Origin of the sequence: Citrobacter sp. Igbk 17 (genome assembly GCF_028069775.1) — a bacterium.
Lineage (GTDB): Bacteria > Pseudomonadota > Gammaproteobacteria > Enterobacterales > Enterobacteriaceae > Citrobacter.
Map to the genome: position 1 here is coordinate 122778 of NZ_JANEWI010000006.1, position 24678 is coordinate 147455.

Here is a 24678-nt window from a genome sequence, read left to right on the forward strand (position 1 = left end):
CGCGTCCTTATTAGTTATGTACGCCATGTAAATGCCGCGGGCGAGACGGGGTAAATCCCGGACTGTAACGCGCCACGCTCAGATCGTCATAAGGTATGGCTGGCGTGCGACCAGAGAGAATATCGCTCAGCAACTGACCCGATCCACATGCCATCGTCCAGCCCAGTGTGCCATGCCCCGTATTGAGCAGCAGATTCTTAAAGCGGGTACGCCCCACCACTGGCGTTCCGTCTGGCGTCATCGGACGCAGCCCGGTCCAGAAGGTGGCTTGTTCAACATGACCGCCGCGCGGAAAGAGATCGCGCACCACCATCTCCAGCGTCTCACGACGTGGTTGTAGTAGCTCGGTATTAAAACCAACAATTTCTGCCATACCGCCAACACGAATTCGCTCATCAAAACGGGTAATAGCGATTTTGTAGGTTTCATCAAGAATAGTGGAAACCGGCGCACCATCATCTTCTGCCACCGGTATGGTTAATGAGTAGCCTTTGAGCGGATACACCGGAATATCAACGATCCCTTTGAGCATCGCCGTGGAATACGAGCCAAAGGCCATAACATAGGCATCGGCTTTGATAACTTCGTCGCCACACTGGACACCATATATTTGCTCGCCTTCGCTGAGTAGCTTATCGACAGGAGTGTTAAAACGGAATTTTACCCCCGCCTGCTCGGCCATTTGCGCCAGACGCTGGGTAAACAGCTGACAGTCACCGGTCTCGTCATTCGGTAACCGTAACCCGCCTGTTAGTTTGTGCGCGACCTCTGCCAGCGCAGGTTCGACTTCCGCCAGACGATTTGCCTCCAGAAGTTGGTACGGCACACCGGCATCTTCCAGCACGGCAATATCGCGCGTGGCGTTCTCATACTGTTGAGCGGTTCTAAACAGTTGTAACGTACCGCCCTGACGACCTTCATACTCGATCCCCGTGGTGGCTCGCAGCGCCTTCAGACAATCACGGCTGTATTCCGCCAGCCGCACCATGCGCCCTTTGTTTTCCATGTAGTGACTGGTGTCGCAGTTGCGCAGCATTTGCCACATCCACTTCAGTTGGAACTGCGTGCCGTCGAGGCGTACAGCCAACGGAGCGTGGCGCTGAAACATCCATTTTATCGCTTTTAGCGGTACGCCTGGCGCCGCCCACGGCGCGGCATAACCAGGAGAGATTTGCCCGGCATTCGCCGCACTGGTTTCCAGTGCCGGACCCGGCTCACGATCGATGACGGTGACATCGTGTCCAGCCTGACTTAAATACCAGGCGCTGGTCACGCCAACGACGCCACTTCCCAGTATGACAACTCGCATAGCCACTCCGTTAACAGTAAAAGAACAATCTTCTAATTACATCTTGATAACTCAGTTGAAAATATTATTCAACATATGGCTTTTTTATGGTGATGTATCTCACACATAGCAGTGATTGCAGGGAAGTCTCTGCTTTGGCATCTCCTGCTGCGCGTAAATTTTATCCAGCATAAAATTTTGTTACCTCGACGTTTTTCGACGCTTCGCTAACGTGAAATCGCAAAGAAAAAATTTCTCCTGCAGCACGCTTTTTAACACCATGATCTATGCTTGAAATGAGGTACTCCAGACAGAGAGTGCCGCCAACAATGAGGGTGCGCGAATGGCTACGATTGATTCCATGAACAAGGACAGCACACGGTTAAGCGATGGACCCGACTGGACGTTTGATCTGCTGGATGTCTATCTGGCAGAGATAGACCGCGTGGCGAAACTCTACAAACTGGATACCTACCCGCACCAAATCGAGGTGATCACTTCTGAACAAATGATGGACGCCTATTCCAGCGTAGGGATGCCAATCAACTATCCGCACTGGTCGTTTGGTAAAAAGTTTATTGAAACCGAACGCTTGTACAAACATGGTCAGCAAGGACTGGCCTATGAGATTGTTATTAACTCCAACCCGTGTATCGCGTACCTGATGGAAGAGAACACCATCACCATGCAGGCACTGGTCATGGCGCATGCCTGCTATGGACATAACTCTTTCTTCAAGAATAACTACCTGTTCCGCAGTTGGACAGACGCCAGCTCCATCGTCGATTACCTGATCTTTGCGCGAAACTACATTACCCAGTGTGAAGAGCGTTACGGTGTTGATGAAGTTGAGAAACTCCTCGACTCCTGCCATGCGCTGATGAATTACGGCGTTGACCGTTATAAACGCCCGCAAAAAATCTCACTACAGGAAGAGAAGGCCCGGCAGAAAAGCCGTGAAGAGTATCTGCAAAGCCAGGTGAATATGCTGTGGCGTACGTTGCCGAAGAAAGAGGAAGAGAAGACGATCTCTACCGCACGGCGTTATCCTTCTGAGCCGCAGGAAAACCTGCTGTATTTTATGGAGAAAAACGCCCCACTGCTTGAGTCCTGGCAGCGAGAGGTCCTGCGTATTGTGCGTAAGGTAAGCCAGTATTTTTATCCCCAGAAACAGACTCAGGTTATGAACGAGGGATGGGCAACCTTCTGGCACTACACCATCCTCAATCACCTTTATGATGAAGGCAAAGTCACCGAGCGCTTTATGCTGGAGTTTCTGCATAGCCATACCAACGTGGTATTCCAGCCACCGTATAACAGTCCATGGTATAGCGGGATAAACCCTTATGCGCTGGGTTTTGCTATGTTCCAGGATATCAAACGTATTTGTCAGTCGCCCACCGAGGAGGACAAATACTGGTTCCCAAATATTGCGGGTTCCGACTGGCTGGAAACGCTGCATTTCGCGATGCGTGATTTTAAAGATGAGAGCTTTATCAGCCAGTTCCTGTCACCAAAAGTGATGCGCGATTTCCGCCTGTTCACGGTGCTGGATGATGACCGCCATAATTATCTGGAAATTTCAGCGATTCACAATGAGGAGGGTTATCGCGAGATCCGTAACAGGCTGTCATCGCAATATAACCTGAGCAATCTGGAGCCGAATATTCAAATCTGGAATGTCGATCTGCGCGGCGACCGTTCACTGACCTTGCGTTACATCCCACATAACCGCGCGCCGTTGGATAAAGGACGCAAAGAAGTGTTGAAGCATGTTCATCGGCTATGGGGATTTGATGTGATGCTGGAGCAGCAAAATGAAGATGGCAGCGTTGAACTGCTGGAGCGTTGCCCGCCAAGGATGAACGGCCTGTAAAATTGATTGCCGGAGGTGGTGTAATACACCTTATCCGGCCTACGATGTAGACGCATTGTAGGCCGGATAAGACGCTTTGGCGTCACCATCCGGCATTGCGCGATTAACGTCCCTGAATAGCTAAATCGCCCGGCAAATTCTTCTGCATACGGTGCCAAATCTCACCACTGTCGTGACCATAGCGGCGCACCGTTTCATAGACCAAATCATGAGCGCCCTGCTCACACAGCTCTGACAGCTTACGGTAGAAGTTCAGCGCCAGGCCGCGTGCTTCCGGGTTAGCAAAGTAATGACGGCCAATACGCGTATAAAGTCCTTTCATACCGTTGAGGATCAAACCGTAAATCGGATTGCCCGACGCAAATGCCAGACCGCGGAAAATGTTGTAGTCCAGATCGGCAAACGCGTCAGCATGGTCAGCAACCTGATTCGCCGTTGCCAAAACGTCCTGGGCTTTATCAGGATGTTGGCGGAATGCGGTGCGAATAAAGATCGTCGAGATGTTGGTACGCACAGACAGCAGATTATCAATCAACTGCGGAACGCTTTCGTGATCGAGACGCGCCAACGTTTCCAGGATATTCAGCCCGGAGGTTTCCCAGAAGTTATTCACTTTCGTCGGTTTGCCGTGTTGAATGGTCAACCAGCCGTCCCGCGCCAGACGCTGCAATACTTCGCGTAACGTGGTACGTGTTACTCCAATAAGTTCGGAGAGTTCACGTTCAGCGGGCAAAATAGTGCCAGGTGGGAAGCGGTTATTCCAGATACTCTCAATGATGTACTCTTCCGCGAACCCAGCAGGGCTTTGCGCCTTAATGACCATAGTGATAATTCCATTACACAGCAAAACATAGTTACACACATCATACCAGACGGGTTTCTTAGCTGATAGCTGACGCAACGAAGAAAAAGTGGATCAAGGCTTCATTTTCCAGATAACGCTGATACGCAGTCGGTACGATAAGCCACGTGAAGAGCTTGCCTGCGTTCACTCGTGCCGCTAAGCTTTGCGGTCAAACATAAAAACATGATTTCATTTTTACAGGTAAGGGAAACTGCCATGGAGCTATCATGGGGCCGCGCTATGTGGCGCAATTTTTTAGGCCAGTCGCCGGACTGGTATAAACTTGCACTGCTCGTCTTCTTAATCATTAACCCGCTTATTTTTTTCATCAATCCCTTTATCGCGGGTTGGTTGCTGGTGGCCGAATTCATTTTTACGCTGGCAATGGCGCTTAAGTGTTATCCACTGCTGCCAGGCGGGCTGTTAGCCATCGAGGCTGTCGTCATCGGCATGACCAGCGCCACTCATGTTCGTGAAGAAGTTGCCGCCAACCTTGAAGTGCTCTTGCTGCTGATGTTTATGGTGGCGGGCATCTACTTTATGAAGCAACTGCTGCTGTTTATTTTTACCCGACTGCTGCTCAGTATTCGCTCCAAGATGCTGCTGTCGCTGGCCTTTTGTGTTGCCGCTGCATTCCTTTCTGCGTTCCTCGACGCATTGACCGTGGTCGCAGTCGTGATCAGCGTGGCGGTCGGTTTTTACGGCATCTACCATCGCGTCGCCTCTTCCCGTCCGGAAGATAACAATTTGCTGGATGACAGCCATATCGACCAGCACAATAAAGCCGTACTTGAGCAGTTCCGTGGTTTTCTGCGCAGCCTGATGATGCACGCGGGAGTCGGCACCGCGTTAGGCGGTGTGATGACCATGGTTGGCGAACCGCAGAACCTGATTATCGCCAAAGCGGCTGGCTGGCATTTTGGTGATTTTTTCCTGCGCATGTCGCCGGTCACCGTTCCGGTGTTGATTTGCGGTCTGCTCACCTGCCTGCTGGTTGAAAAGTTACGTTGGTTTGGCTACGGTGAAACATTACCGGAAGCTGTCCGTGGCGTTCTGCAACAGTTTGACGATGAAAGCCGTCAACAACGTACCCGCCAGGATAAAATCAAGCTGATTATTCAGGCTGTTATCGGCGTATGGCTGGTCGTTGCCCTCGCGCTGCATCTGGCAGAAGTCGGATTAATTGGTTTGTCGGTGATTATTTTGGCGACTTCGTTAACCGGTGTCACTGACGAACACGCTATTGGTAAAGCCTTCACCGAATCGCTGCCCTTCACCGCGCTGCTTACCGTATTTTTCTCCGTGGTTGCGGTGATTATCGATCAGCAGCTTTTTGCACCGATTATTCAGTTTGTTTTGCAGTCTTCTGAACATGCACAACTGACCCTGTTCTATCTTTTCAACGGCCTGTTGTCGTCAATTTCAGACAACGTCTTTGTTGGCACCATTTACATCAACGAAGCGAAAGCGGCGCTGGAGCACGGGACGATTAGCCTGAATCAATATGAACTGTTAGCGGTGGCGATTAATACCGGAACCAACCTGCCTTCCGTGGCTACACCAAATGGTCAGGCGGCATTCTTGTTCCTGCTTACCTCCGCACTGGCACCACTGATTCGTCTCTCCTACGGCCGCATGGTGTGGATGGCATTGCCGTATACGATCGTCCTGACGCTGGTAGGTCTGTTGTGCGTAGAGTTCACGCTGGTCCCCGTGACCGAATGGATGACGCAAACAGGCTGGTTAGCTACACTTTCATAACAATAAACTGGGTAAATCACTGCCCGGTTTGACTTTTTGCATGATAATTATCCGATTACACAATATTTCAATTGCCGCTAGTGGCGCATAAATTGAATTGGTTTAAACTGCGGTCTCTACGCATGTTGCAGGGAAATTATTATGTTGCGATTTTTAAACCAGTGCTCCCGTGGGCGTGGAGCATGGTTATTGCTGGCGCTCACCGCCCTGGCGTTGGAACTTGTTGCCTTGTGGTTCCAGCATGTCATGCTGCTTAAACCTTGCGTGTTGTGTATATACGAACGTAGCGCATTATTTGGCGTGATGGGTGCTGGTCTGGTGGGCGCAATTGCCCCGAAAACGCCGCTGCGCTACGTGGCGATGATTATCTGGATTTACAGCGCCTGGCGCGGCCTTCAGTTAGCGTATGAACACACAATGATTCAGCTTCACCCGTCACCGTTCATGACCTGTGATTTTGCCGCGCGTTTCCCGAGTTGGTTACCGCTGGATAAATGGCTGCCGCAGGTATTTATGGCTTCCGGTGACTGCGCTGAGCGTCAGTGGTCATTTTTAACCCTGGAGATGCCGCAGTGGCTGTTGGGGATTTTTGCCGCCTATCTGGTCGTTGCTGTGTTGGTGCTGATTGCCCAGCCCTTTAAACCGAAAAAACGTGACCTCTTCGGTCGCTAACAGAACGCTCCTTCGGGAGCGTTTTTTTTTGCCATAATGTCATTGCCTGCGGGCATCTATAAGATGTATATTAAATACATCTTATAGATGCCCCACAAAGGAGATGTCTTATGTCCCATTTACGCATCCCGGCAAACTGGAAAGTTAAACGCTCCACTCCCTTCTTTACGAAAGACAATGTCCCGGCCGCTCTGCTTTCTCACCACAACACTGCAGCGGGCGTTTTTGGACAACTCTGCGTGATGGAAGGCACTGTAACGTATTACGGTTTTGCCAATGAAGACGCAAAAGAACCTGAAGTAAAAGTGGTCATTAATGCCGGGCAGTTCGCGACCAGCCCACCACAGTACTGGCATCGCGTTGAATTAAGCGACGATGCGCAGTTCAACATTAATTTCTGGGTTGAAGATGACAACCATAGTGATGAGATGTATCAGGCGAAAAAGTCTTAATCCTTTACGCCTGTTAATCGATGGGCGGATTAATCCGCCCATGAAGGTTTGTTCAGGATGTGGTCCTGCCAGTCACGCACTTCTGATTCTTTCACCGCGATATGGCGTACTGAAATGCGCTCACCGTGCATTGCCGCCTTTGAACCCGTCAGCAATGGGTGCCAGTCCGGTAACCCTTTCCCTTCCGCTAATAAACGATAGGCGCAGGTCATCGGCAACCATTCAAAGGTTGGCAGGTTATCACGCGTTAGTTTGATGCAATCGGGCTCGTATTCGAATCGACGTTCATAATTACGGCACTGGCAGGTTTTGATATTGAGTTGCTTACACGCGACGTTGGTAAAGTAGATTTCGTCAGTGTCTTCATCCATCAGCTTATGCAGACAGCATTGACCGCACCCATCACATAATGACTCCCACTCGGCATCGGTCATTTCATCAAGGGTTTTACTTTGCCAGAAAGGTATGTCGCTCATCAGGATATCCGCTATTTCACTAAAGCTGCACCTTATAACCAGTCTGGCACGTTGATGCAAGTTTTGCCGCCCGAAATAGGCGGCAAGCAGAGATTACAGCACCCGGGTGGTTAGCGTTTGTCCATGGAAACTGATAGCCAGCTCATCACCGCTGTGTAACGGCCCAACGCCTGCTGGCGTCCCGGTCAGTACCACATCACCGGCTCTAAGCGTGAAGAATCGGCTCATGTAAGCAATCAATGGAACAATATGATGGATCATATCCGCCGTAGTGCCCTGCTGGCGCACTTCGCCGTTCACCGTTAATCCGAGCTGAGTATCCTGCGGATCACCGTTAAATTCCGCGACCGGAATAAACCCAGACAGCGGGCAAGAGTTGTCAAAACCCTTCGCTTTTTCCCACGGCTGACCCGCTTTTTTCATTTTTCCCTGGATATCGCGCAGGGTCAGGTCCAGCGCCACACCATAGCCAGCGATGGCTTTGCGTACATGCTCTTCTGTCGCCTGGCGCAGGTTTGCGCCGATCAGCACGGCCAGTTCAACTTCGTGATGAACGGAACCCATATCCGCCGGAATGACCAGCGGTTGGCGCAAATCGCACAGCGCAGTTTCAGGTTTAATAAACAACACCGGCTCTTCCGGCGTTGTTCCCCCCATTTCTTTAATATGGTTTGCATAATTGCTACCTACACAAACCACTTTGCTCACCGGGTAATCCAGCAGAGCACCATGCCAGTTATGATGTTGATACATTACTTTCCCCTAACGTAGTCATAGATTTCAGGTACTGCATCGATGCGACATGCTGCTGCAGGATGCAGTTTAACGTTTAGCGTCTGGTGTATTTTGTTTTACCGCAGATAAATGCTGTTTAAGTAAATCCTCAGGCGGCGGTGGTATTTGTAAATAATAGCCCTGCTCGGTTAGTGCCTGTTTTACTTTTTCAAGATCGGCATTAACCAGTTTTTTACGACCATCAAGCGGTAAAATCATTGCCAGCTTTGGCTGACCAAATCCTTTCATCAGTTCTTCAGGAACACGCGAGAAATCGTCTTTTTTTTCGACATATAAATAGGTCTGGTCACGTTTGCTGCTTCGGTAGATCACACAAAACATATCTTTTACTCTGAATTCACGGAATGGTGGCTTGCCTCAATATAATACTGACTATAACATGCCTTATAGTCTTCGGAATATCACCCCGCACTGGGGATGATAAATAGCAAATTGAGTAAGGCCAGGATGTCAAACACGCCAATCGAGCTTAAAGGCAGTAGCTTCACCTTATCAGTGGTTCACTTACATGAAGCAGAACCCGAGGTTATTCGTCAGGCGTTGGAAGACAAAATCGCGCAGGCACCTGCATTTTTAAAACATGCTCCCGTGGTGATCAACGTGAGTGGCCTTGAAAGCCCGGTGAACTGGTCGGCGCTGCAAAAAGTCATTACGTCCACGGGTCTGCGCATTATTGGTGTTAGCGGATGCAAGGATGCAAAACTTAAGGCAGAAATCGACGAAATGGGGCTTCCTTTACTGACAGAAGGTAAAGAAAAAGCCATTCGTTCCGCACCTGTTGAAGCTCCGGCACCTGCCGCACCGCCACAAAACGTTACTCCCATCACAAAAACACGATTAATAAATGTACCGGTTCGTTCCGGTCAGCGTATTTATGCTCCACAATGTGATCTGATTGTTACAAGTCACGTCAGTGCGGGCGCAGAGCTTATCGCTGATGGCAATATTCACGTTTATGGCATGATGAGAGGCCGTGCTCTGGCGGGCGCAAGCGGCGATCGGGAAGCGCAAATTTTCTGTACCCACCTGACGGCAGAACTGGTGTCTATCGCAGGTGTTTATTGGCTGAGTGATAAAATCCCAGCAGAATTTTATGGCAAAGCGGCACGTCTGCAATTGGCAGAGAACGCTTTGACAGTTCAACCGTTGAATTGATCCCTTTTTAACAAGGAATTTCTATGGCACGCATTATTGTTGTTACTTCGGGTAAAGGGGGCGTTGGCAAAACCACCTCCAGCGCGGCCATCGCTACAGGTTTGGCCCAGAAGGGAAAGAAAACTGTCGTTATTGATTTTGATATCGGCCTGCGTAACCTTGATTTAATTATGGGTTGTGAACGTCGCGTCGTTTATGACTTCGTCAACGTTATTCAGGGCGATGCGTCGTTAAATCAGGCGTTGATCAAAGATAAACGTACCGAAAATCTCTTTATTCTTCCGGCCTCACAGACTCGTGATAAAGACGCGCTGACCCGTGAAGGCGTCGCGAAAGTTCTGGACGATCTGAAAGCGATGGATTTTGACTTCATCGTCTGCGACTCTCCGGCAGGTATTGAGACCGGTGCGTTGATGGCCCTGTATTTTGCCGACGAAGCCATTATTACCACCAACCCGGAAGTGTCTTCTGTACGTGACTCTGACCGTATTCTGGGTATTCTGGCGTCGAAATCTCGTCGCGCTGAAAATGGTGAAGATCCGATTAAAGAGCATCTGCTGCTTACGCGCTATAACCCTGGCCGCGTAAATAAAGGTGACATGCTCAGCATGGAAGACGTACTGGAAATTCTGCGAATCAAGCTGGTTGGCGTGATTCCTGAAGATCAGTCAGTCCTGCGCGCGTCTAACCAGGGTGAGCCGGTTATTCTCGACATCAATGCTGATGCCGGCAAAGCCTATGCTGATACCGTAGACCGTCTGTTGGGAGAAGAACGTCCTTTCCGCTTCATTGAAGAAGAGAAGAAAGGTTTCCTCAAACGCCTGTTCGGAGGATAAGTTATGGCATTACTGGATTTTTTTCTCTCGCGGAAAAAGAGCACAGCGAACATCGCTAAAGAGCGACTGCAGATTATTGTTGCGGAACGTCGTCGTAGCGACGCCGAGCCGCATTATTTACCGCAGTTGAGGAAAGATATTCTCGACGTTATCTGTAAGTATGTACAAATTGATCCTGAAATGGTCACCGTACAGCTTGAACAAAAAGACGGCGATATTTCTATCCTTGAACTTAACGTGACTTTACCTGAAGCAGAAGAGTCTAAATAACGTCTTTTGTAAATAAGTCATGGTTGAAAAAAGGCAGATTATTCTGCCTTTTTTATTTCTGATCATAGTCCGGACTGCCCCCATTTATTCCAAACTGAACTTCGGGTAGTTCTCAGCAAAATAGCGACGTAAATACTCCACGGTAATACGGATTTTTGCCGACGTCGCCAGACGTGACACATAAACAGCCCAAATATTTGCTGGTTGATAATAGTCAGGCAATATATGAACCAGATGCCCACTGGCGATGTTATCGCAGACATCCCACCATGAACGTAGCGCAATCCCCTGACCATCCACACACCATTGGTGAACAACTTCGCCATGATTGGAGGAGAGCGGCCCCGTCACCTTAATCGAGTGCACGCCCTCTTTGTTACGCATTTGCCAAATGCCAAATGGATGATCGCGCTCTTTAATCACCAGGCAGGGCAACGTGGACAGATCGTTCAGTTGTTTCGGTGTACCGTGCTGCGCCACAAACTCAGGTGATGCGCACAATATTCGATAATTGGTCGCCAGCTTACGTGCGATCAAATTGGGTGCAATGTCATCCCCGATACGAATATCAAGATCGACACCTTCATTAACCAGATCGACTAACCGATCCTCAACGTCAAACCGCAACTCCAACTGCGGATACTCTTTTGCCAGCGCTGACAACGCTGGAGCCACGACACGGCGACCAAAACCAAAGCTGCTGATAATACGTAACATCCCCTGCGGGATCTGCCGGACATCAGACAGCTCATCCATCATCTGATCCACATCCTGCAGGATCCGCTGGGCCCATTCGTAGATCCGTTCCCCTTCCTCCGTGATGGTGACACGCCGTGTTGTACGGTGTAACAACACCACGTTCAGTGTCTGTTCCAGCAACGCAACACGCTTACTGATAAAAGCGGGTGAAACGCCTAGCTCCTCAGCAACCGCGGCAAAACCCGCGCGGCGGGCAACCAGCATAAAGACGCGTAAATCATTTAACAGCGGCAGATTATTCATGATCTGTGTTTTATGTTTCACCAGTTGGAGGGATTAACTATTAATCAGTCAATTATAGGATAAGGGGAAAGTCAATTTTGATGGCGTACAAGTGAGAGCTGCTATGAAGAAAACCTGTCGTATTGCCGCTATCCCCGGAGATGGCATTGGTAAAGAAGTCCTGCCTGAAGGCATTCATGTGTTACAGGCAGCCGCCGAACGCTGGGACCTGTCGCTCAGCTTTGAGCAAATAGAATGGGCCAGTTGCGAGTATTATACGCATCACGGCAAGATGATGCCGGATGACTGGCATGAACAGTTGAAATCCTTCGATGCTATCTACTTTGGTGCCGTCGGCTGGCCGGACACTGTACCGGATCACATCTCACTATGGGGCTCGTTACTCAAGTTTCGTCGGGAGTTCGATCAATACGTCAACCTGCGTCCGGTACGCCTGTTTCCTGGTGTTCCTTGCCCATTGGCGGGTAAGAAACCCGGCGACATTGATTTCTACGTTGTGCGTGAAAACACCGAAGGCGAGTATTCTTCACTGGGGGGGCGCGTAAGCGAGGGGACCGAACATGAAGTGGTCATTCAGGAGTCGGTCTTCACGCGTCGTGGCGTTGATCGCATTTTGCGTTACGCGTTTGAACTGGCACAGAGCCGTCCGCGTAAGACACTGACCTCGGCCACTAAATCAAACGGCCTTGCCATTAGCATGCCTTACTGGGATGAGCGTGTTGAAGCAATGGCTGCCCAGTACCCTGAAATCCGCTGGGATAAACAGCATATCGACATTCTGTGCGCCCGTTTTGTCATGCAACCGGAGCGTTTTGACGTGGTGGTCGCCTCTAACCTGTTTGGCGACATCCTGTCCGATTTAGGTCCAGCCTGTACTGGCACGATTGGCATTGCACCCTCAGCAAACTTAAATCCGGAACGGACCTTCCCATCGTTGTTCGAACCGGTCCACGGTTCGGCCCCGGATATCTACGGTAAGAATATTGCTAACCCAATTGCCACCATCTGGGCTGGTGCGATGATGCTGGATTTCCTTGGCAACGGCGATGCGAATTATCAGGCCGCCCACGATGGCATTCTGGCCGCGATTGAACAGGTGATTGCCAGCGGCCCTAAAACGCCGGATATGAAAGGCAATGCCAGCACTCAACAGGTAGGTGACGCTATCTGCCGGGCACTGCGTTAGAGGTCAAACCACGAAATATGAGCCGCGTCACTGACGCGGTTTTTTTATGTGTTCTGTACGTCAAATAACCTGCGTGAATTCACTTTTTATTATTTCCGTTCCGTGTTTTATTGCTTCACGCATCAAGCAATTGTTTAATTCATGTAAAGAACAAATAATAAAATTGTTAAATACGAAGCGACAGAATCTTACCCTACAGCATGATAACAACGACAGGCTAATGCCAAACGCGGGCGACTATGCCCAGGAGATCATCCATGTTGAGCAACGTAAAGAAAAAAGATGTGCCACTAATAGCCATCAGCCTGGTGGCTATTCTTTTTATCGCCGCCACACTCAGTCTCTTCCCTCAGCAGTCTGCACAAGTAGCGAATACCATTTTTAACGGTGTCACTCGCATGCTGGGTTCCGCCGTGCAGATCCTGGTCCTCATGGCTATGGGGCTGGTTGTCTGGCTGGCCACCAGCAAATACGGCAATATTCGCCTCGGTGAAGGTAAAGCAGAATACAGTACGCTTTCCTGGCTGTTTATGTTTATTTGCGCTGGATTAGGCTCCTCCACGCTCTACTGGGGTGTTGCTGAATGGGCCTATTACTACCAAACACCGGGTCTGAACATCGCCCCACACTCACAAAAAGCGCTGGAATTCAGTCTGCCCTATTCCTTTTTCCATTGGGGGATCAGCGCGTGGGCGACCTACACACTGGCCTCGTTAACCATGGCCTACCATTTCCATGTGCGTAAAAACAAAGGGTTGAGCCTGTCCGGGATAATTGCTGCTATCACCGGCGTTCATCCACAGGGCGTATGGGGAAGACTGGTCGATTTGATGTTCCTGATCGCCACCGTCGGCGCGTTAACCATCTCCCTGGTCGTTACCGCTGCAACCTTCACCCGTGGTTTATCAGCGCTTACCGGTTTACCGGATAACTTTACAGTGCAAGCCTTTGTGATTCTGTTCTCTGGCGGCATCTTCTGCCTTAGCTCCTGGATTGGCATCAACAATGGTCTGCAACGTCTGAGCAAGATGGTGGGCTGGGGGGCATTTTTACTGCCATTGGTCGTACTGATTGTCGGCCCAACCGAGTTCATCACCAATAACATCATCAACGCTATCGGCCTGACGACACAAAACTTTTTGCAAATGAGCCTGTTTACCGACCCGCTCGGTAACGGTGAATTTACCCGCAACTGGACAGTGTTCTACTGGCTGTGGTGGATCTCCTACACCCCAGGCGTCGCTATGTTTGTGACGCGCGTTTCTCGCGGGCGCAAAATCAAAGAAGTTATCTGGGCATTAATCCTTGGCAGTACCGTCGGCTGTTGGTTCTTCTTCGGGGTGATGGAGAGCTACTCTATCCACCAGTTTGTCAATGGCGTGATTGATATCCCGCAGATCATGGCAACGCAGGGCGGCGAAACGGCGGTGCAGCAGGTACTGATGTCATTGCCAGCCGGGAAGCTGTTCCTGGTCGCATATCTGGCCATCATGATTATTTTCCTTGCCTCGCATATGGATGCTGTGGCCTACACCATGGCAGCCACCAGCACACGTAACCTACAGGAAGGAGAAGATCCTGAACGTGGCTTACGTTTGTTCTGGTGTGTAGTCATCACATTGATTCCATTATCCATTTTATTCACTGGTGCGTCTCTGGAAACAATGAAGACCACGGTGGTTCTGACCGCCCTTCCCTTCCTCGCCATCCTGTTGGTGAAGGTCGGCGGTTTTCTTCGCTGGGTACGGCAGGACTATGCCCATGTTCCTGCTCACCAAATTGAAAGTCATCTTCCCGAAGCACCGGTCGACGCGCCTGTCACGCCACCGGCCGGGACACTACTCAAAGGCGGCAATTAAGCGCCAGTAAAAAACCTCTTACTCACAAATTAAAGGTAATCCAATGAGCAATCTGAGCCCTGAGTTTATTCTGCCGCAAAATTTTTGTGCCAATCCGCAGGACGCCTGGACTATCCCGGCACGGTTCTATACCGACCAGCAGGCTTTTGAACACGAGCAAGAGAACGTGTTTGCCAAAAGCTGGATTTGTGTTGCCCACAGCAGCGAACTGGCAAAGCCAAATGACTATGTCACACGTGAAGTGATTGGTGAGAACATCGTGCTGGTACGTGGTCGCGATAATGTACTGCGCGCTTTCTACAATGTCTGCCCGCATCGTGGTCATCAACTGCTGAGCGGCGAAGGGAAAGCCAAAAACGTGATTACCTGCCCCTACCACGCGTGGGCGTTCAAACTTGATGGCAATCTGGCGCATGCCCGTAACTGTGAAAACGTCGCCAACTTTGACAGTGAAAAGGCTCATCTGACACCAGTACGACTCGAAGAATATGCCGGTTTTGTCTTCATCAATATGGACCCGAACGCCGGTAGCGTTGAAGATCAGCTTCCGGGGCTGGCAGCCAAAGTCGTCGAGGCCTGCCCTGACGTGCACGATCTAAAGCTCGCCGCGCGTTTCACTACCCGCACGCCGGCCAACTGGAAAAATATCGTTGATAACTATCTGGAGTGCTACCACTGCGGTCCGGCCCATCCAGGTTTTTCCGACTCAGTACAGGTTGACCGTTACTGGCATACCATGCACGGCAACTGGACGCTGCAATACGGTTTTGCCAAACCCTCTGAGCAGTCGTTTAAGTTCGAAGAAGGTGTTGATGCTGCGTTCCACGGCTTCTGGTTGTGGCCGTGCACCATGCTCAACGTCACGCCAATCAAAGGCATGATGACCGTTATTTATGAATTCCCGGTAGATGCAGAAACCACACTGCAAAACTACGACATCTATTTCACTAATGAAGAGCTGACCGAAGAGCAAAAAGCGCTGATCGAATGGTATCGCAATGTCTTTCGCCCTGAGGATTTACGCCTGGTTGAGAGCGTACAAAAAGGTCTGAAATCACGTGGCTATCGTGGACAGGGACGCATTATGGCGGATACCAGCGGTAGCGGAATCTCCGAACATGGCATTGCCCATTTCCATAATCTGGTCGCTCAGGTGTTTAAGGATTAATCCGCGAAGGAGTTCGTTATGACCGTTTTTCAGACTTCACTTTTTCGCCAGCAGGCGTTTATCGCCGGACACTGGTGTGATGCCGATGACAGTAACACGTTATCGGTCAGCAACCCGGCAACAGGGGCCGTTCTGGGGCAAATTCCCAACATGGGAACGTCAGAGGCGCAACGCGCCATTGATGCCGCATCTCAGGCACTACCGGCCTGGCGGGCAATGACCGCAGCCCAACGTTCCACGTTGCTTAAAGCCTGGCATCATTTAATTCTCGACAACAAAACGGCGCTGGCGCAAATCATGACCGCCGAGCAGGGCAAGCCGCTGGCTGAGGCTGAAGGAGAGATTGTCTATGCCGCGTCGTTTATTGAGTGGTTTGCCGAGCAGGCTAAACGTACTAATGGCGAGATAATCCCCTCACCTGCGGCGGATAAGCGGTTGATGGTGATCCATCAGGGTATCGGAGTCTGCGCGGCAATTACGCCATGGAACTTCCCTGCGGCAATGATCACCCGCAAAGCCGGCCCCGCGCTGGCCGCAGGTTGTACGATGGTAGTAAAACCGGCCAACGAAACACCGTTTACCGCTCTGGCGCTGGCAGAACTTGCACGTCAGGCCGGTATTCCGGCGGGTGTTATCAATGTCGTGACCGGAAAGTCTCGCGAAATTGGTGCAGTGTTCACCGCTGACGATCGCGTACGCAAACTGTCGTTTACCGGCTCTACCGAGGTAGGGCGCGTACTGATGCGTCAGTGTTCCGATTCTATCAAAAAGGTCTCACTGGAGCTGGGCGGCAACGCGCCGTTTATCGTATTTGAGGACGCGGATCTCGACAAAGCCGTTGAAGGCGCGCTGGTGGCTAAATTCCGCAATGCCGGACAAACCTGCGTTTGCGTGAACCGTTTTTACATTCATCAGGCTGTTTATGACGCGTTTTGTGAGAAATTCGTGGCTCGGGTCGCCGCTCTGAAAGTCGGCAACGGTGAGCAACCCGGCGTACAAATCGGTCCGCTAATCAATACCGCTGCCGTAGACAAAGTGCAGTCGCTTCTCGATGACGCGTTGACGCGGGGCGCCACGTTGTTAACCGGAGGTCAGCGCCATGCGCTGGGAGGACACTATTTTACGCCCACCGTCATCGGTAACGTGCAGCCGGGCACGCAGTTGCTCCAGGAAGAGATATTCGGACCGGTCGCCGCGCTGGTGAAGTTTGAAGATGAACAGGATGTGATCCGCCAGGCAAATGACACCATTTATGGACTGGCATCCTACTTCTACAGCAATGATGCCGCGCGCATCTGGCGTGTTTCTGAGCAACTGGAGTATGGCATGGTCGGTATAAACACCGGACTGATCTCGAATGAAGTCGCCCCTTTCGGTGGTGTGAAGCAGTCAGGGTTGGGGCGAGAAGGTTCCGAACACGGTATCGAAGATTACCTGGAAATGAAATATCTCTGCCAGGGGCTGTAACGACAGATTCCGGCGTGGCGGGTAACCCGCGCCGGACAGATTTTTTAGGGAGTGCCGCAATGTCTGAATATCAAATGCGAGAAGTTCAGGTCAGTCAGATTGAAACGATTACCGCGCATGTAAAGCGCTTCACCTTAACGGCTGCCTCAGGCGATCTGTTGCCTGCGTTCCAGGGAGGCAGCCATATTATCGTGCAAATGCGCGATGGCGAAAATCTCTATAGCAACGCGTACTCGTTGATGAGCTCACCGTTGGATACCCGCACCTGGCAAATTGCTGTGCGCCTGGAGGAGAATTCCAAAGGCGGTTCACGATACCTGCATCAGCAGGTCAAACCCGGCGATACGCTGACGATTTCCACGCCCAATAATCTTTTCGCCCTCGAACCGCAGGCGCAAAAGCATCTGTTAATTGCTGGTGGCATTGGTATTACGCCCTTCCTGTCGCAGATCCCGGAACTCGAAAATGCCCAGGCAGAGTGGCAGCTACATTACTGTTCACCCAGCCCGGAAAACTGCGCGTTTCATGATGAACTGAAACAGCACCACCAGGCCGATCGGATTCATCTGCATCTTTCGAGCGAAGGCACACGCCTCGACCTGGCACGTCTGCTTGCCGATGTAGAACCCGGCACCCACATTTATACCTGCGGCCCGGCCGTGCTTAACGATGCCGTAAGAAGCGAGGCCGCACGCCACGGTCTGGATAACAATACGCTGCATTTTGAGCAATTTGCGGTAGAGGATAAGAGCGGTGATGCGTTCACCCTCGTGCTGGCACGTTCCGGACGTGAGTTTGTCGTTCCGCAAGAGATGACTATTCTGCAGGTTATCGAAAATAACAAAGCTGCCAGAGTCGAGTGTCTGTGCCGTGAAGGCGTGTGCGGTACCTGCGAGACGGCGATTCTTGAAGGGGAAGCGGATCACCGCGATCACTACTTTAGCGACGACGAAAAAGCCAGCCAGCAGAGCATGCTTATCTGCTGTTCACGCGCCAAAGGCAAACGCCTGGTGCTAGATTTGTAGAATTTTACCGACCGGATAAGCGATGGACTACCCGGTCGGCCTGATCGCTTACTGCGGATAGTCCAGCAGCAGCGCCTTGAGGCGGTCGGCCATCAGTTCGCCACGCCAACCGGAAATCAGCTCCGGCAGGGACGCCTGCGGCTTTAATTTCCAGTGCCAGTTTAGCAACTGGTTGATTTGACGACGCGAAGCAAGGAGTTCCACACTAAGATTCTGCTCCGCACTCACGTCGGCCACCAGGGCTTTAATGGCTTTGAATGCCTTGCGATAACCCGGCATATCCATCAGATTCAGCAACGGTTGCGGCAATGCTTCCTCCGGCATTGCCTGCGCTTTCTCGACCAGTGAAATCAGCGTCTTGCCATGGAAGCGAATTTCACTACCTGAGAGGCCCAGGCTATCCAGTTCTCCCAGACTTCCCGGCATATAGCGGGCAACCGCCCACAGATGTTCTTCGCGCACCACGAAGTTCACTGCCAGATCACGCTCACGCGCTTTGCGTAACCGCCAGTCGGCCAGGAGTTGCAGGCAAGCGAGCTGACGGGTACGCAGCTGCCAGGCATTGGTAATTTCTCGCCACGCATCTTCAGGTGCCAGAATTTCCTGACGACGCTGTTGCATCAAACGACATTCGTCCAGCGCAGCGGGCAACCAGCCGGACGCATCCGTTTCTGCCATCAGTTTTGTGGTGATCGGTAATAAATACCAGACATCTGCCGCCGCATACTCGCACTGCCGCTCAGTCAGCGGTCTGGCCAGCCAGTCGGTGCGTGATTCACTTTTATCCAGCGCCACCCCGGTGAATTCTTCCACCATCGCAGCAAAGCCCCACGACAGCGGGCGTCCACAAAAGGCGGCCAGAATCTGTGTATCGATCAGTGGTTGCGGGAGTTCACCGAACGTGTTGAGAAACACTTCCAGGTCTTCACTTCCGGCATGCAGAAATTTAGTGATCGCAGTGTCACGCAGGATATCGCGCAGCGGCGACCAGTCGGTGATCCCTAGCGGGTCAATCAGAGCAACGTGTTTGCCATCAAACAGCTGGATCAGCCCCAACTGCGGGTAGTAGGTACGCGTGCGAACAAATTCTGTATCCAGGGCTATCGCCGGAAATTCACGGACGGCTTCGCACAGCGTGGCTAACGCGTCGTCCGTAGTGATCATTTGATAATTCAAATCGTGCTCTCTTAGGTTTTCGCCAAAAAAAACGCCGGATTATCCGGCGTTTTCTGCTGGCTGTCTTAACGCTCAGCCTTTATTGTCCACTTTGCTGCGGGCTTCGTCACGTAATTCTCGTCGCAAAATTTTACCGACGTTAGATTTCGGCAACTCATCACGGAATTCCACCAGTTTCGGAACTTTGTAGCCTGTCAGATGACGACGGCAAAAAGTAACCAGCGCTTCATCGGTTAACGAAGCATCCTTCTTCACCACAAAGATTTTTACCGCCTCACCGCTACTGCCCGACGGTACGCCGACGGCAGCCACTTCCTGAACGCCGGGGTGCTGCATGACGACATCTTCAATTTCGTTCGGATAAACGTTAAAACCCGACACCAGAATCATATCTTTCTTACGATCGACAATACGCAGGAAGCCTTCGTCGTCCATTACTGCGATATCACCCGTGTGCAACCAGCCATTTTTGACAATTTCATCGGTCGCATCCGGGCGCTGCCAGTAGCCCAACATCACCTGCGGTCCTTTAACACACAGTTCGCCCGGCTCTCCCGGCGGAACCTCATTGTCGTCATCATCCACCAGTTTGACCTCGGTAGACGGAACTGGTAACCCGATACTGCCGCTATGATAGTCGATATCGTGCGGGTTAACGCTTACCAGTGGAGCACATTCGGTCAGACCATAACCTTCCAGCAGATATTGGCCGGTCAGCTTCACCCAGCGTTCTGCCACCGCCTGCTGAACGGGCATTCCGCCCCCTGCAGACAGGTGCAACGACGAAAAGTCCAGTTGCTGGAACTCTTTGTTATTCAGCAACGCGTTAAACAACGTATTGACGCCGGTCATCGCGGTAAACGGGTATTTTGCCAGTTCTTTCACCAGCCCCGGAATATCACGCGGGTTAGTGATCAGCAGGTTTTGCCCACCCAGTTCAATAAACAGCAGGCAGTTCATGGTGAGCGCGAAAATGTGATACAGCGGTAGCGCCGTCACCACCAGCTCTTTACCCGGATGCAGCAATGGTCCGTAAGTGGCGTTAACCTGCTCCAGGTTAGCCAGCATGTTACGGTGCGTAAGCATTGCGCCTTTCGCCACGCCGGTGGTACCACCGGTATACTGCAGAAAAGCCAAATCTTCAGACACGACTTCCGGCTTTACATACTGCATGCGGTAGCCGTTTTGCAGCGCACTGCGAAATGAGATGGCATCCGGCAGGTGATATTTTGGCACCAGACGCTTGATATACTTCACGACGAAGTTAACCAGCGTCCCTTTCGCGGTCGACAACTGATCGCCCATACGCGTCAGAATCACGTGTTGAACCGAGGTCTTATCGACCACTTTCTCCAGCGTGTGAGCAAAGTTAGAGACGATGACGATCGCCGACGCACCGCTATCGTTGAGCTGATGCTCCAGCTCGCGTGGCGTGTACAGCGGGTTAACGTTCACCACAATCATGCCGGCACGTAAAATCCCAAACAGTGCAACAGGATATTGCAACAGGTTGGGCATCATCAGTGCCACGCGATCGCCCTTTTTCAGTCCAAGTCCTTGTTGCAAATAAGCCGCAAATGCCCGACTGCGCTCTTCGAGCTTGCGGAAGGTCATCACCTCCCCCATGTTCATAAACGCAGGCTGATCGGCATAGCGCCTTACTGAGTGTTCGAAGAGTTCCACCAGGGATTGATAACGGTCAGGATTGATCTCCGCGGGAACACCTGCGGGATAACGGTTAAGCCAAACCTTTTTCAATACATCACCTCTAAAATGCGTATTCGTCGTCATCACAACCCCAGACAATAAACAAACTGTTAACATAATATTAACTCAGCGTACCAGTTTGTTTATTACACAACGACAAGGTTGCGAAGCACGTCACTATTTATTTTTCTTATATCCACGTTAATGCAGAAACAGCGGACGAGCCGCTGTTTCTTTTACCATTAAAACAAAGAGTTACTCTGTTACTATCGTCTGAACCTGTGCGGGGCCGGGATTGTACCATCCCCATCCGCCGTAGCCACCGTAAGGCCAGCCACGCGCACCGTAGAACCAGGGGTCAATCGGCTGCGGAGGCATCACAATCTGCTGGGTAATATGCCAGCGTTTATAACCAGTTACCTGCATCAGCATGAACTTATACGGTGTACTACCAATTTTTCCGTCCACTGTTCCGCTAATGGGTCCGACTACAGTGACCAGTTGACCACGAAAATCTACCGGGTCGAGGAAGCCGTTAACATCGGCATAAATCCGCCCGCGTGACGCTTCGCCCAGAATCGGTCGTGCCCCGCTATCGAGCGGCATAGTGGCGATCTCCAGTCGGGATTTCCCCTGCTGGTTTTGAATATCCACCACCTTACCGCCAAAACGTGCTTCTTGTCCGACGTACAACTGCGGCGCATTCATCACCCGCACCAGATCCTGCTGCGGTGTCGGGCTCGAACCTTTAATCGCATCCGGGATGGTGACACAGCCGCTTAGCGATAACGCCAATACGCCTGCCAGTACACCTTTCATTAACTGCTTTTGGACCACCATGTTGCGACTCCCTTTTCTTAGCGCCTGCCCCGGCACGTTCAGACAACAGCACATCGGCGGCTGTTCGTATTAACCGGGGGATTTACTACTAAGATTCATTCTTTACCAGGAAGTTTCTTCCACGCCACGGTGTTACGTAAATAAACCGGTTCAGCATGTTCAACAGCCACGGTCTTGCCACATGCCAGCATTTGCGTCGCGACAGGCAGCATATCTTCTGCCGCTGGAAGCAATACGTCGCCATCGTTCAGCGTCAGACCACTGTCTTTGCCGAGTTCAGGCCAGGCTGGCCAGCCCGTGCCAACGGTTAGCCAGTCGCCAGAAAGCTGCAGCAGGCGATCGTGTACCTGCTCCGGCGTTAGCACCGCTTCTGTCTCTTCGCCGTGCCAGATGCCATCATCATCACGCTGGTATTCAGCCCAGTAAACTTCACCCATACGAGCATCAATCGCTGCCAGCACGCGTGTCGCACCGGATTTACGCCAGGCACCCTGTGCCATTGTCATCAGAGTAGAAACCCCGATCATCGGTAAATTCGCCCCTAGCGCCAGCCCCTGAGCGATACCAATACCGATGCGTACACCAGTGAAACTGCCGGGGCCGCGACCAAATGCCAGGGCATCAATATCGGTGAGCGTTAAATCGCCTGCAGCCAGGATCTCCTGGACCATCGGCAAAATTCGTTGGGTATGTTCTCGTGGGCAAAGCTCGAAGTGAGCCTTGATAGTACCGTCATTCCACAGGGCAACAGAGCACGCCTCTGTGGCGGTATCGATAGCCAGAATTCGCATGGGTATTTGTGATCAGATCAATAAATTTGGCGCGCATCTTACCACACTCCGTAACAAATTACTCAGCCGATGGTATCGCAAGAAAGCGAACTGCACGCGCAATATCACGCGTGCGTGGCGCAGGCGGAAGGCTTGCCAGGAAGGTCGCGCCATAAGGTCGCATCACCAGGCGGTTATCACAAATCACCAGCACACCGCGATCGTCAGCATCACGGATCAGTCGCCCTACCCCCTGTTTCAGCGTGATAACCGCATCCGGGAGCTGAACCTCTTCGAAAGGATCGCCACCGCGCAGGCGGCAGTCTTCCATCCGCGCTTTTAACAGCGGATCGTCCGGGGAAGTAAATGGCAATTTATCGATAATCACCAGCGACAGCGTATCACCACGCACGTCTACCCCTTCCCAGAAACTACTGGTGGCAACCAGCAAGGCATTCCCTGCACTGACAAACTGTTGCAGCAGTTGCCCTTTACTGGTTTCGCCCTGTAAAAGTACGGGAAGCGTCATGGTGGCACGGAATTGCTCTGCCAGATCGCGCATCATTGCATGCGAGGTACACAGCATAAAGCAGCGCCCGTTGTTCGCTTCAATAATAGGGCGCAACATAGCAGCCAGTTGACGCGCCGCGCCAGGCTGGTTGGTTTGCGGCAGATTGCGTGGTACGCACAGCAGTGCCTGACGCGTGTAATCAAAGGGGCTCGGCAGCAGCATCGACTCTGCTTCATCAATGCCTAACCGCGCCGTAAAATGGTGAAGATCGTCGTTTACCGACAATGTCGCGGAGGTGAATATCCAGCACCCCGGCTTTTGTTCCATCACTTCTTTGAATTTGTCGGCCACAGTAAGCGGCGTCAATGCGAGCGTAAAATGCCGGGACGTACATTCATACCAGTAACTGAATCCTGGCTGATTGATCTCTTTCAGGCGTTTTAATCGGGCACGGTACAGCGTGGCGCGCTCAAACGCGGCATCCAGCAGCGCAGAGCGCCCGAGGGACAATTTCGCCACGTCGTAGCACAGCTCAAGGGTGTCATCAAGAAGTAGAAACGCCCGTTGCACACGTTGGTCAGCCAACAGCTCTCGGAGGTTTCCGCGATAGCCGGGCTCGCCGAGCTGTAAGCGAAAGTCCTGCGCGCTTTGTGCCAGACGATCAGCGCATTTTTGTAGCTGTTGTGTGTCTTTCAATTCTGTGCGATACGCAATCGTAATGTCTTTCGCCAGGTCGAGTAGTTGTCGGCTGGAAAGTGATTGACCAAAGTACTGGCTGGCGATATCCGGTAGCTGATGGGCTTCATCGAAGATCATCACATCTGCCTCGGGGATTAATTCACCAAATCCACTCTCTTTCACCACCATATCGGCGAGAAACAGATGGTGGTTGACCACCACCACATCTGCATCCATTGCTTTTTTACGGGCTTTGACGACGAAGCACTCTTTATACAGCGGGCAGTCGCTACCCAGGCAGTTATCGTTAGTGCTGGTCACCAGTGGCCAGGCCTGTGAATCTTCCGCCACGCTGACACAGGTGCTGATATCCCCATCAAGCGTTTGATTTGACCATGAGCGCAGCAGTATGACATCGCTTAACGTTTGTACCGGCAGATCGCCCCCCGCCAGCGCCTGCTGTTCGAGGCGTTCCAGACACAGGTAGTTGGAGCGCCCTTTTAGCAACGCCAGCTTACCGGTGAATTTCAGTGCTTTGGCAACGGTGGGAAGATCGCGACTGTAGAGCTGATCCTGCAACGCTTTCGATCCCGTCGACACGATCACTTTCTTTCCAGCGCGAAGCGCCGGGGCGAGATAAGCGTATGTTTTACCTGTGCCAGTGCCGGCTTCTACAACAAGCGGTTGTGATTTTTCAATGGCATGGCTGACAGCAATTGCCATCTGTCGCTGTGGTTCACGCGGTTTAAAACCCGGTATCGCTTTAGCCAATTGACCGTCTGCTGCAAAATCGTCCGTCACACTGCCCCCTGTTCATTTGAACAGGGATTATGTCAGGCCGGCGGGTCTTTCGCCAGTTGAAGA

General features: G+C 51.6%; 23 protein-coding genes. 12 read left to right on the forward strand and 11 right to left on the reverse strand.

Features of this window, described 5'->3' with window-relative positions:
• Window positions 1-10: 10 nt before the first annotated feature.
• Window positions 11-1309, reverse strand: a complete 1299-nt coding sequence (locus NNO08_RS05760; RefSeq protein ID WP_005122256.1) for a D-amino acid dehydrogenase — start codon at window positions 1307-1309, stop codon at window positions 11-13.
• Between the two features lie 322 nt (window positions 1310-1631).
• On the opposite strand from NNO08_RS05760, the gene NNO08_RS05765 reads away from it, so the two are divergent.
• A complete protein-coding gene (locus NNO08_RS05765) occupies window positions 1632-3164 on the forward strand; it encodes a SpoVR family protein (protein WP_271441514.1) in 1533 nt (510 codons plus the stop codon).
• Window positions 3165-3267: 103 nt separating this feature from the next.
• On the opposite strand, the gene fadR is transcribed toward NNO08_RS05765, so the two are convergent.
• On the reverse strand, window positions 3268-3987 hold the full coding sequence (gene fadR / locus NNO08_RS05770; protein WP_005122254.1) for a fatty acid metabolism transcriptional regulator FadR: 720 nt from the start codon (window positions 3985-3987) through the stop codon (window positions 3268-3270).
• Window positions 3988-4224: 237 nt separating this feature from the next.
• On the opposite strand from fadR, the gene nhaB reads away from it, so the two are divergent.
• The 3 genes from nhaB (at window position 4225) to NNO08_RS05785 (ending at window position 6893) form a co-directional block, all read left to right on the forward strand.
• Entirely contained in the window at window positions 4225-5769 is a 1545-nt protein-coding gene (nhaB, locus tag NNO08_RS05775) for a Na(+)/H(+) antiporter NhaB (RefSeq protein ID WP_271455575.1), read from the forward strand.
• Between the two features lie 141 nt (window positions 5770-5910).
• Window positions 5911-6441, forward strand: coding sequence for a disulfide bond formation protein DsbB (gene dsbB / locus NNO08_RS05780; RefSeq protein ID WP_271441516.1), 531 nt, complete (start codon window positions 5911-5913; stop codon window positions 6439-6441).
• A gap of 110 nt (window positions 6442-6551) precedes the next feature.
• A complete protein-coding gene (locus NNO08_RS05785; protein ID WP_016153372.1) occupies window positions 6552-6893 on the forward strand; it encodes a DUF1971 domain-containing protein in 342 nt (113 codons plus the stop codon).
• A gap of 29 nt (window positions 6894-6922) precedes the next feature.
• Here NNO08_RS05785 and NNO08_RS05790 read toward each other — a convergent pair whose 3' ends face one another.
• The 3 genes from NNO08_RS05790 to NNO08_RS05800 form a co-directional block, all read right to left on the reverse strand.
• Window positions 6923-7369, reverse strand: a complete 447-nt coding sequence (locus NNO08_RS05790) for a YcgN family cysteine cluster protein (protein ID WP_005122244.1) — start codon at window positions 7367-7369, stop codon at window positions 6923-6925.
• A gap of 93 nt (window positions 7370-7462) precedes the next feature.
• Complete coding sequence (locus tag NNO08_RS05795; RefSeq protein WP_271456334.1) at window positions 7463-8122, reverse strand: fumarylacetoacetate hydrolase family protein; 660 nt, start codon at window positions 8120-8122, stop codon at window positions 7463-7465.
• Window positions 8123-8191: 69 nt separating this feature from the next.
• Complete coding sequence (locus NNO08_RS05800) at window positions 8192-8485, reverse strand: YcgL domain-containing protein (protein ID WP_137381645.1); 294 nt, start codon at window positions 8483-8485, stop codon at window positions 8192-8194.
• Window positions 8486-8611: 126 nt separating this feature from the next.
• Between NNO08_RS05800 and minC the strand changes: the two genes are divergently transcribed.
• From minC to minE, 3 genes are read left to right on the forward strand one after another with little or no spacing between them, the layout of a single operon-like run.
• The gene (minC, locus tag NNO08_RS05805; RefSeq protein ID WP_202039692.1) at window positions 8612-9319 is read left to right on the forward strand and encodes a septum site-determining protein MinC; all 708 of its coding nucleotides are present in this window, start codon (window positions 8612-8614) and stop codon (window positions 9317-9319) included.
• Between the two features lie 23 nt (window positions 9320-9342).
• Window positions 9343-10155, forward strand: coding sequence for a septum site-determining protein MinD (minD, locus tag NNO08_RS05810; protein WP_005122235.1), 813 nt, complete (start codon window positions 9343-9345; stop codon window positions 10153-10155).
• Window positions 10156-10158: 3 nt separating this feature from the next.
• On the forward strand, window positions 10159-10425 hold the full coding sequence (gene minE, locus NNO08_RS05815) for a cell division topological specificity factor MinE (protein WP_003833739.1): 267 nt from the start codon (window positions 10159-10161) through the stop codon (window positions 10423-10425).
• Between the two features lie 84 nt (window positions 10426-10509).
• On the opposite strand, the gene NNO08_RS05820 is transcribed toward minE, so the two are convergent.
• Complete coding sequence (locus NNO08_RS05820; protein ID WP_137345949.1) at window positions 10510-11427, reverse strand: LysR family transcriptional regulator; 918 nt, start codon at window positions 11425-11427, stop codon at window positions 10510-10512.
• Window positions 11428-11530: 103 nt separating this feature from the next.
• Between NNO08_RS05820 and NNO08_RS05825 the strand changes: the two genes are divergently transcribed.
• The 5 genes from NNO08_RS05825 to NNO08_RS05845 all read left to right on the forward strand — a co-directional run bounded on the left by NNO08_RS05825 (window position 11531) and on the right by NNO08_RS05845 (window position 18132).
• Window positions 11531-12613 carry a tartrate dehydrogenase gene (locus NNO08_RS05825; protein WP_271455111.1) on the forward strand — a complete coding sequence of 361 codons (1083 nt, stop codon included), beginning with the start codon at window positions 11531-11533 and terminating at the stop codon, window positions 12611-12613.
• A gap of 257 nt (window positions 12614-12870) precedes the next feature.
• Window positions 12871-14472, forward strand: a complete 1602-nt coding sequence (locus tag NNO08_RS05830) for a BCCT family transporter (RefSeq protein WP_137381643.1) — start codon at window positions 12871-12873, stop codon at window positions 14470-14472.
• Window positions 14473-14515: 43 nt separating this feature from the next.
• Window positions 14516-15640 carry a carnitine monooxygenase, oxygenase subunit YeaW gene (yeaW, locus tag NNO08_RS05835; RefSeq protein WP_271441520.1) on the forward strand — a complete coding sequence of 375 codons (1125 nt, stop codon included), beginning with the start codon at window positions 14516-14518 and terminating at the stop codon, window positions 15638-15640.
• Window positions 15641-15658: 18 nt separating this feature from the next.
• Window positions 15659-17107: an NAD-dependent succinate-semialdehyde dehydrogenase gene (locus NNO08_RS05840; RefSeq protein ID WP_271456335.1), complete on the forward strand. Its 1449-nt coding sequence runs from the start codon at window positions 15659-15661 to the stop codon at window positions 17105-17107.
• Window positions 17108-17166: 59 nt separating this feature from the next.
• Complete coding sequence (locus NNO08_RS05845; RefSeq protein ID WP_271456336.1) at window positions 17167-18132, forward strand: PDR/VanB family oxidoreductase; 966 nt, start codon at window positions 17167-17169, stop codon at window positions 18130-18132.
• Between the two features lie 48 nt (window positions 18133-18180).
• Here the strand turns inward: NNO08_RS05845 and rnd are convergent, their stop codons facing one another.
• From rnd to NNO08_RS05870, 5 genes are all read right to left on the reverse strand, one after another.
• Window positions 18181-19296, reverse strand: coding sequence for a ribonuclease D (rnd, locus tag NNO08_RS05850; protein ID WP_137381639.1), 1116 nt, complete (start codon window positions 19294-19296; stop codon window positions 18181-18183).
• A gap of 84 nt (window positions 19297-19380) precedes the next feature.
• Complete coding sequence (fadD, locus tag NNO08_RS05855) at window positions 19381-21066, reverse strand: long-chain-fatty-acid--CoA ligase FadD (protein ID WP_271441529.1); 1686 nt, start codon at window positions 21064-21066, stop codon at window positions 19381-19383.
• A gap of 204 nt (window positions 21067-21270) precedes the next feature.
• A complete protein-coding gene (locus NNO08_RS05860) occupies window positions 21271-21855 on the reverse strand; it encodes a Slp family lipoprotein (protein ID WP_137381866.1) in 585 nt (194 codons plus the stop codon).
• Between the two features lie 95 nt (window positions 21856-21950).
• On the reverse strand, window positions 21951-22646 hold the full coding sequence (tsaB, locus tag NNO08_RS05865; protein WP_271456337.1) for a tRNA (adenosine(37)-N6)-threonylcarbamoyltransferase complex dimerization subunit type 1 TsaB: 696 nt from the start codon (window positions 22644-22646) through the stop codon (window positions 21951-21953).
• A 58-nt stretch (window positions 22647-22704) separates the two neighbouring features.
• Window positions 22705-24615, reverse strand: a complete 1911-nt coding sequence (locus NNO08_RS05870) for an ATP-dependent DNA helicase (protein WP_202038440.1) — start codon at window positions 24613-24615, stop codon at window positions 22705-22707.
• Window positions 24616-24678: the final 63 nt, after the last annotated feature.

Bases quoted from the DNA above. Each gene is read 5' to 3' on its own strand.
- NNO08_RS05785 (WP_016153372.1), top strand. From the start codon at position 6,552: ATGTCCCATTTACGCATCCCGGCAAACTGGAAAGTTAAACGCTCCACT.
- minE (WP_003833739.1), top strand. From the start codon at position 10,159: ATGGCATTACTGGATTTTTTTCTCTCGCGGAAAAAGAGCACAGCGAAC.
- nhaB (WP_271455575.1), top strand. From the start codon at position 4,225: ATGGAGCTATCATGGGGCCGCGCTATGTGGCGCAATTTTTTAGGCCAG.
- NNO08_RS05760 (WP_005122256.1), bottom strand. From the start codon at position 1,309: ATGCGAGTTGTCATACTGGGAAGTGGCGTCGTTGGCGTGACCAGCGCC.
- minD (WP_005122235.1), top strand. From the start codon at position 9,343: ATGGCACGCATTATTGTTGTTACTTCGGGTAAAGGGGGCGTTGGCAAA.
- NNO08_RS05820 (WP_137345949.1), bottom strand. From the start codon at position 11,427: ATGAATAATCTGCCGCTGTTAAATGATTTACGCGTCTTTATGCTGGTT.
- NNO08_RS05795 (WP_271456334.1), bottom strand. From the start codon at position 8,122: ATGTATCAACATCATAACTGGCATGGTGCTCTGCTGGATTACCCGGTG.
- NNO08_RS05765 (WP_271441514.1), top strand. From the start codon at position 1,632: ATGGCTACGATTGATTCCATGAACAAGGACAGCACACGGTTAAGCGAT.
- dsbB (WP_271441516.1), top strand. From the start codon at position 5,911: ATGTTGCGATTTTTAAACCAGTGCTCCCGTGGGCGTGGAGCATGGTTA.
- NNO08_RS05830 (WP_137381643.1), top strand. From the start codon at position 12,871: ATGTTGAGCAACGTAAAGAAAAAAGATGTGCCACTAATAGCCATCAGC.
- tsaB (WP_271456337.1), bottom strand. From the start codon at position 22,646: ATGCGAATTCTGGCTATCGATACCGCCACAGAGGCGTGCTCTGTTGCC.
- rnd (WP_137381639.1), bottom strand. From the start codon at position 19,296: ATGATCACTACGGACGACGCGTTAGCCACGCTGTGCGAAGCCGTCCGT.
- NNO08_RS05840 (WP_271456335.1), top strand. From the start codon at position 15,659: ATGACCGTTTTTCAGACTTCACTTTTTCGCCAGCAGGCGTTTATCGCC.
- fadR (WP_005122254.1), bottom strand. From the start codon at position 3,987: ATGGTCATTAAGGCGCAAAGCCCTGCTGGGTTCGCGGAAGAGTACATC.
- minC (WP_202039692.1), top strand. From the start codon at position 8,612: ATGTCAAACACGCCAATCGAGCTTAAAGGCAGTAGCTTCACCTTATCA.
- NNO08_RS05845 (WP_271456336.1), top strand. From the start codon at position 17,167: ATGTCTGAATATCAAATGCGAGAAGTTCAGGTCAGTCAGATTGAAACG.
- NNO08_RS05825 (WP_271455111.1), top strand. From the start codon at position 11,531: ATGAAGAAAACCTGTCGTATTGCCGCTATCCCCGGAGATGGCATTGGT.
- NNO08_RS05790 (WP_005122244.1), bottom strand. From the start codon at position 7,369: ATGAGCGACATACCTTTCTGGCAAAGTAAAACCCTTGATGAAATGACC.
- NNO08_RS05800 (WP_137381645.1), bottom strand. From the start codon at position 8,485: ATGTTTTGTGTGATCTACCGAAGCAGCAAACGTGACCAGACCTATTTA.
- NNO08_RS05860 (WP_137381866.1), bottom strand. From the start codon at position 21,855: ATGGTGGTCCAAAAGCAGTTAATGAAAGGTGTACTGGCAGGCGTATTG.
- yeaW (WP_271441520.1), top strand. From the start codon at position 14,516: ATGAGCAATCTGAGCCCTGAGTTTATTCTGCCGCAAAATTTTTGTGCC.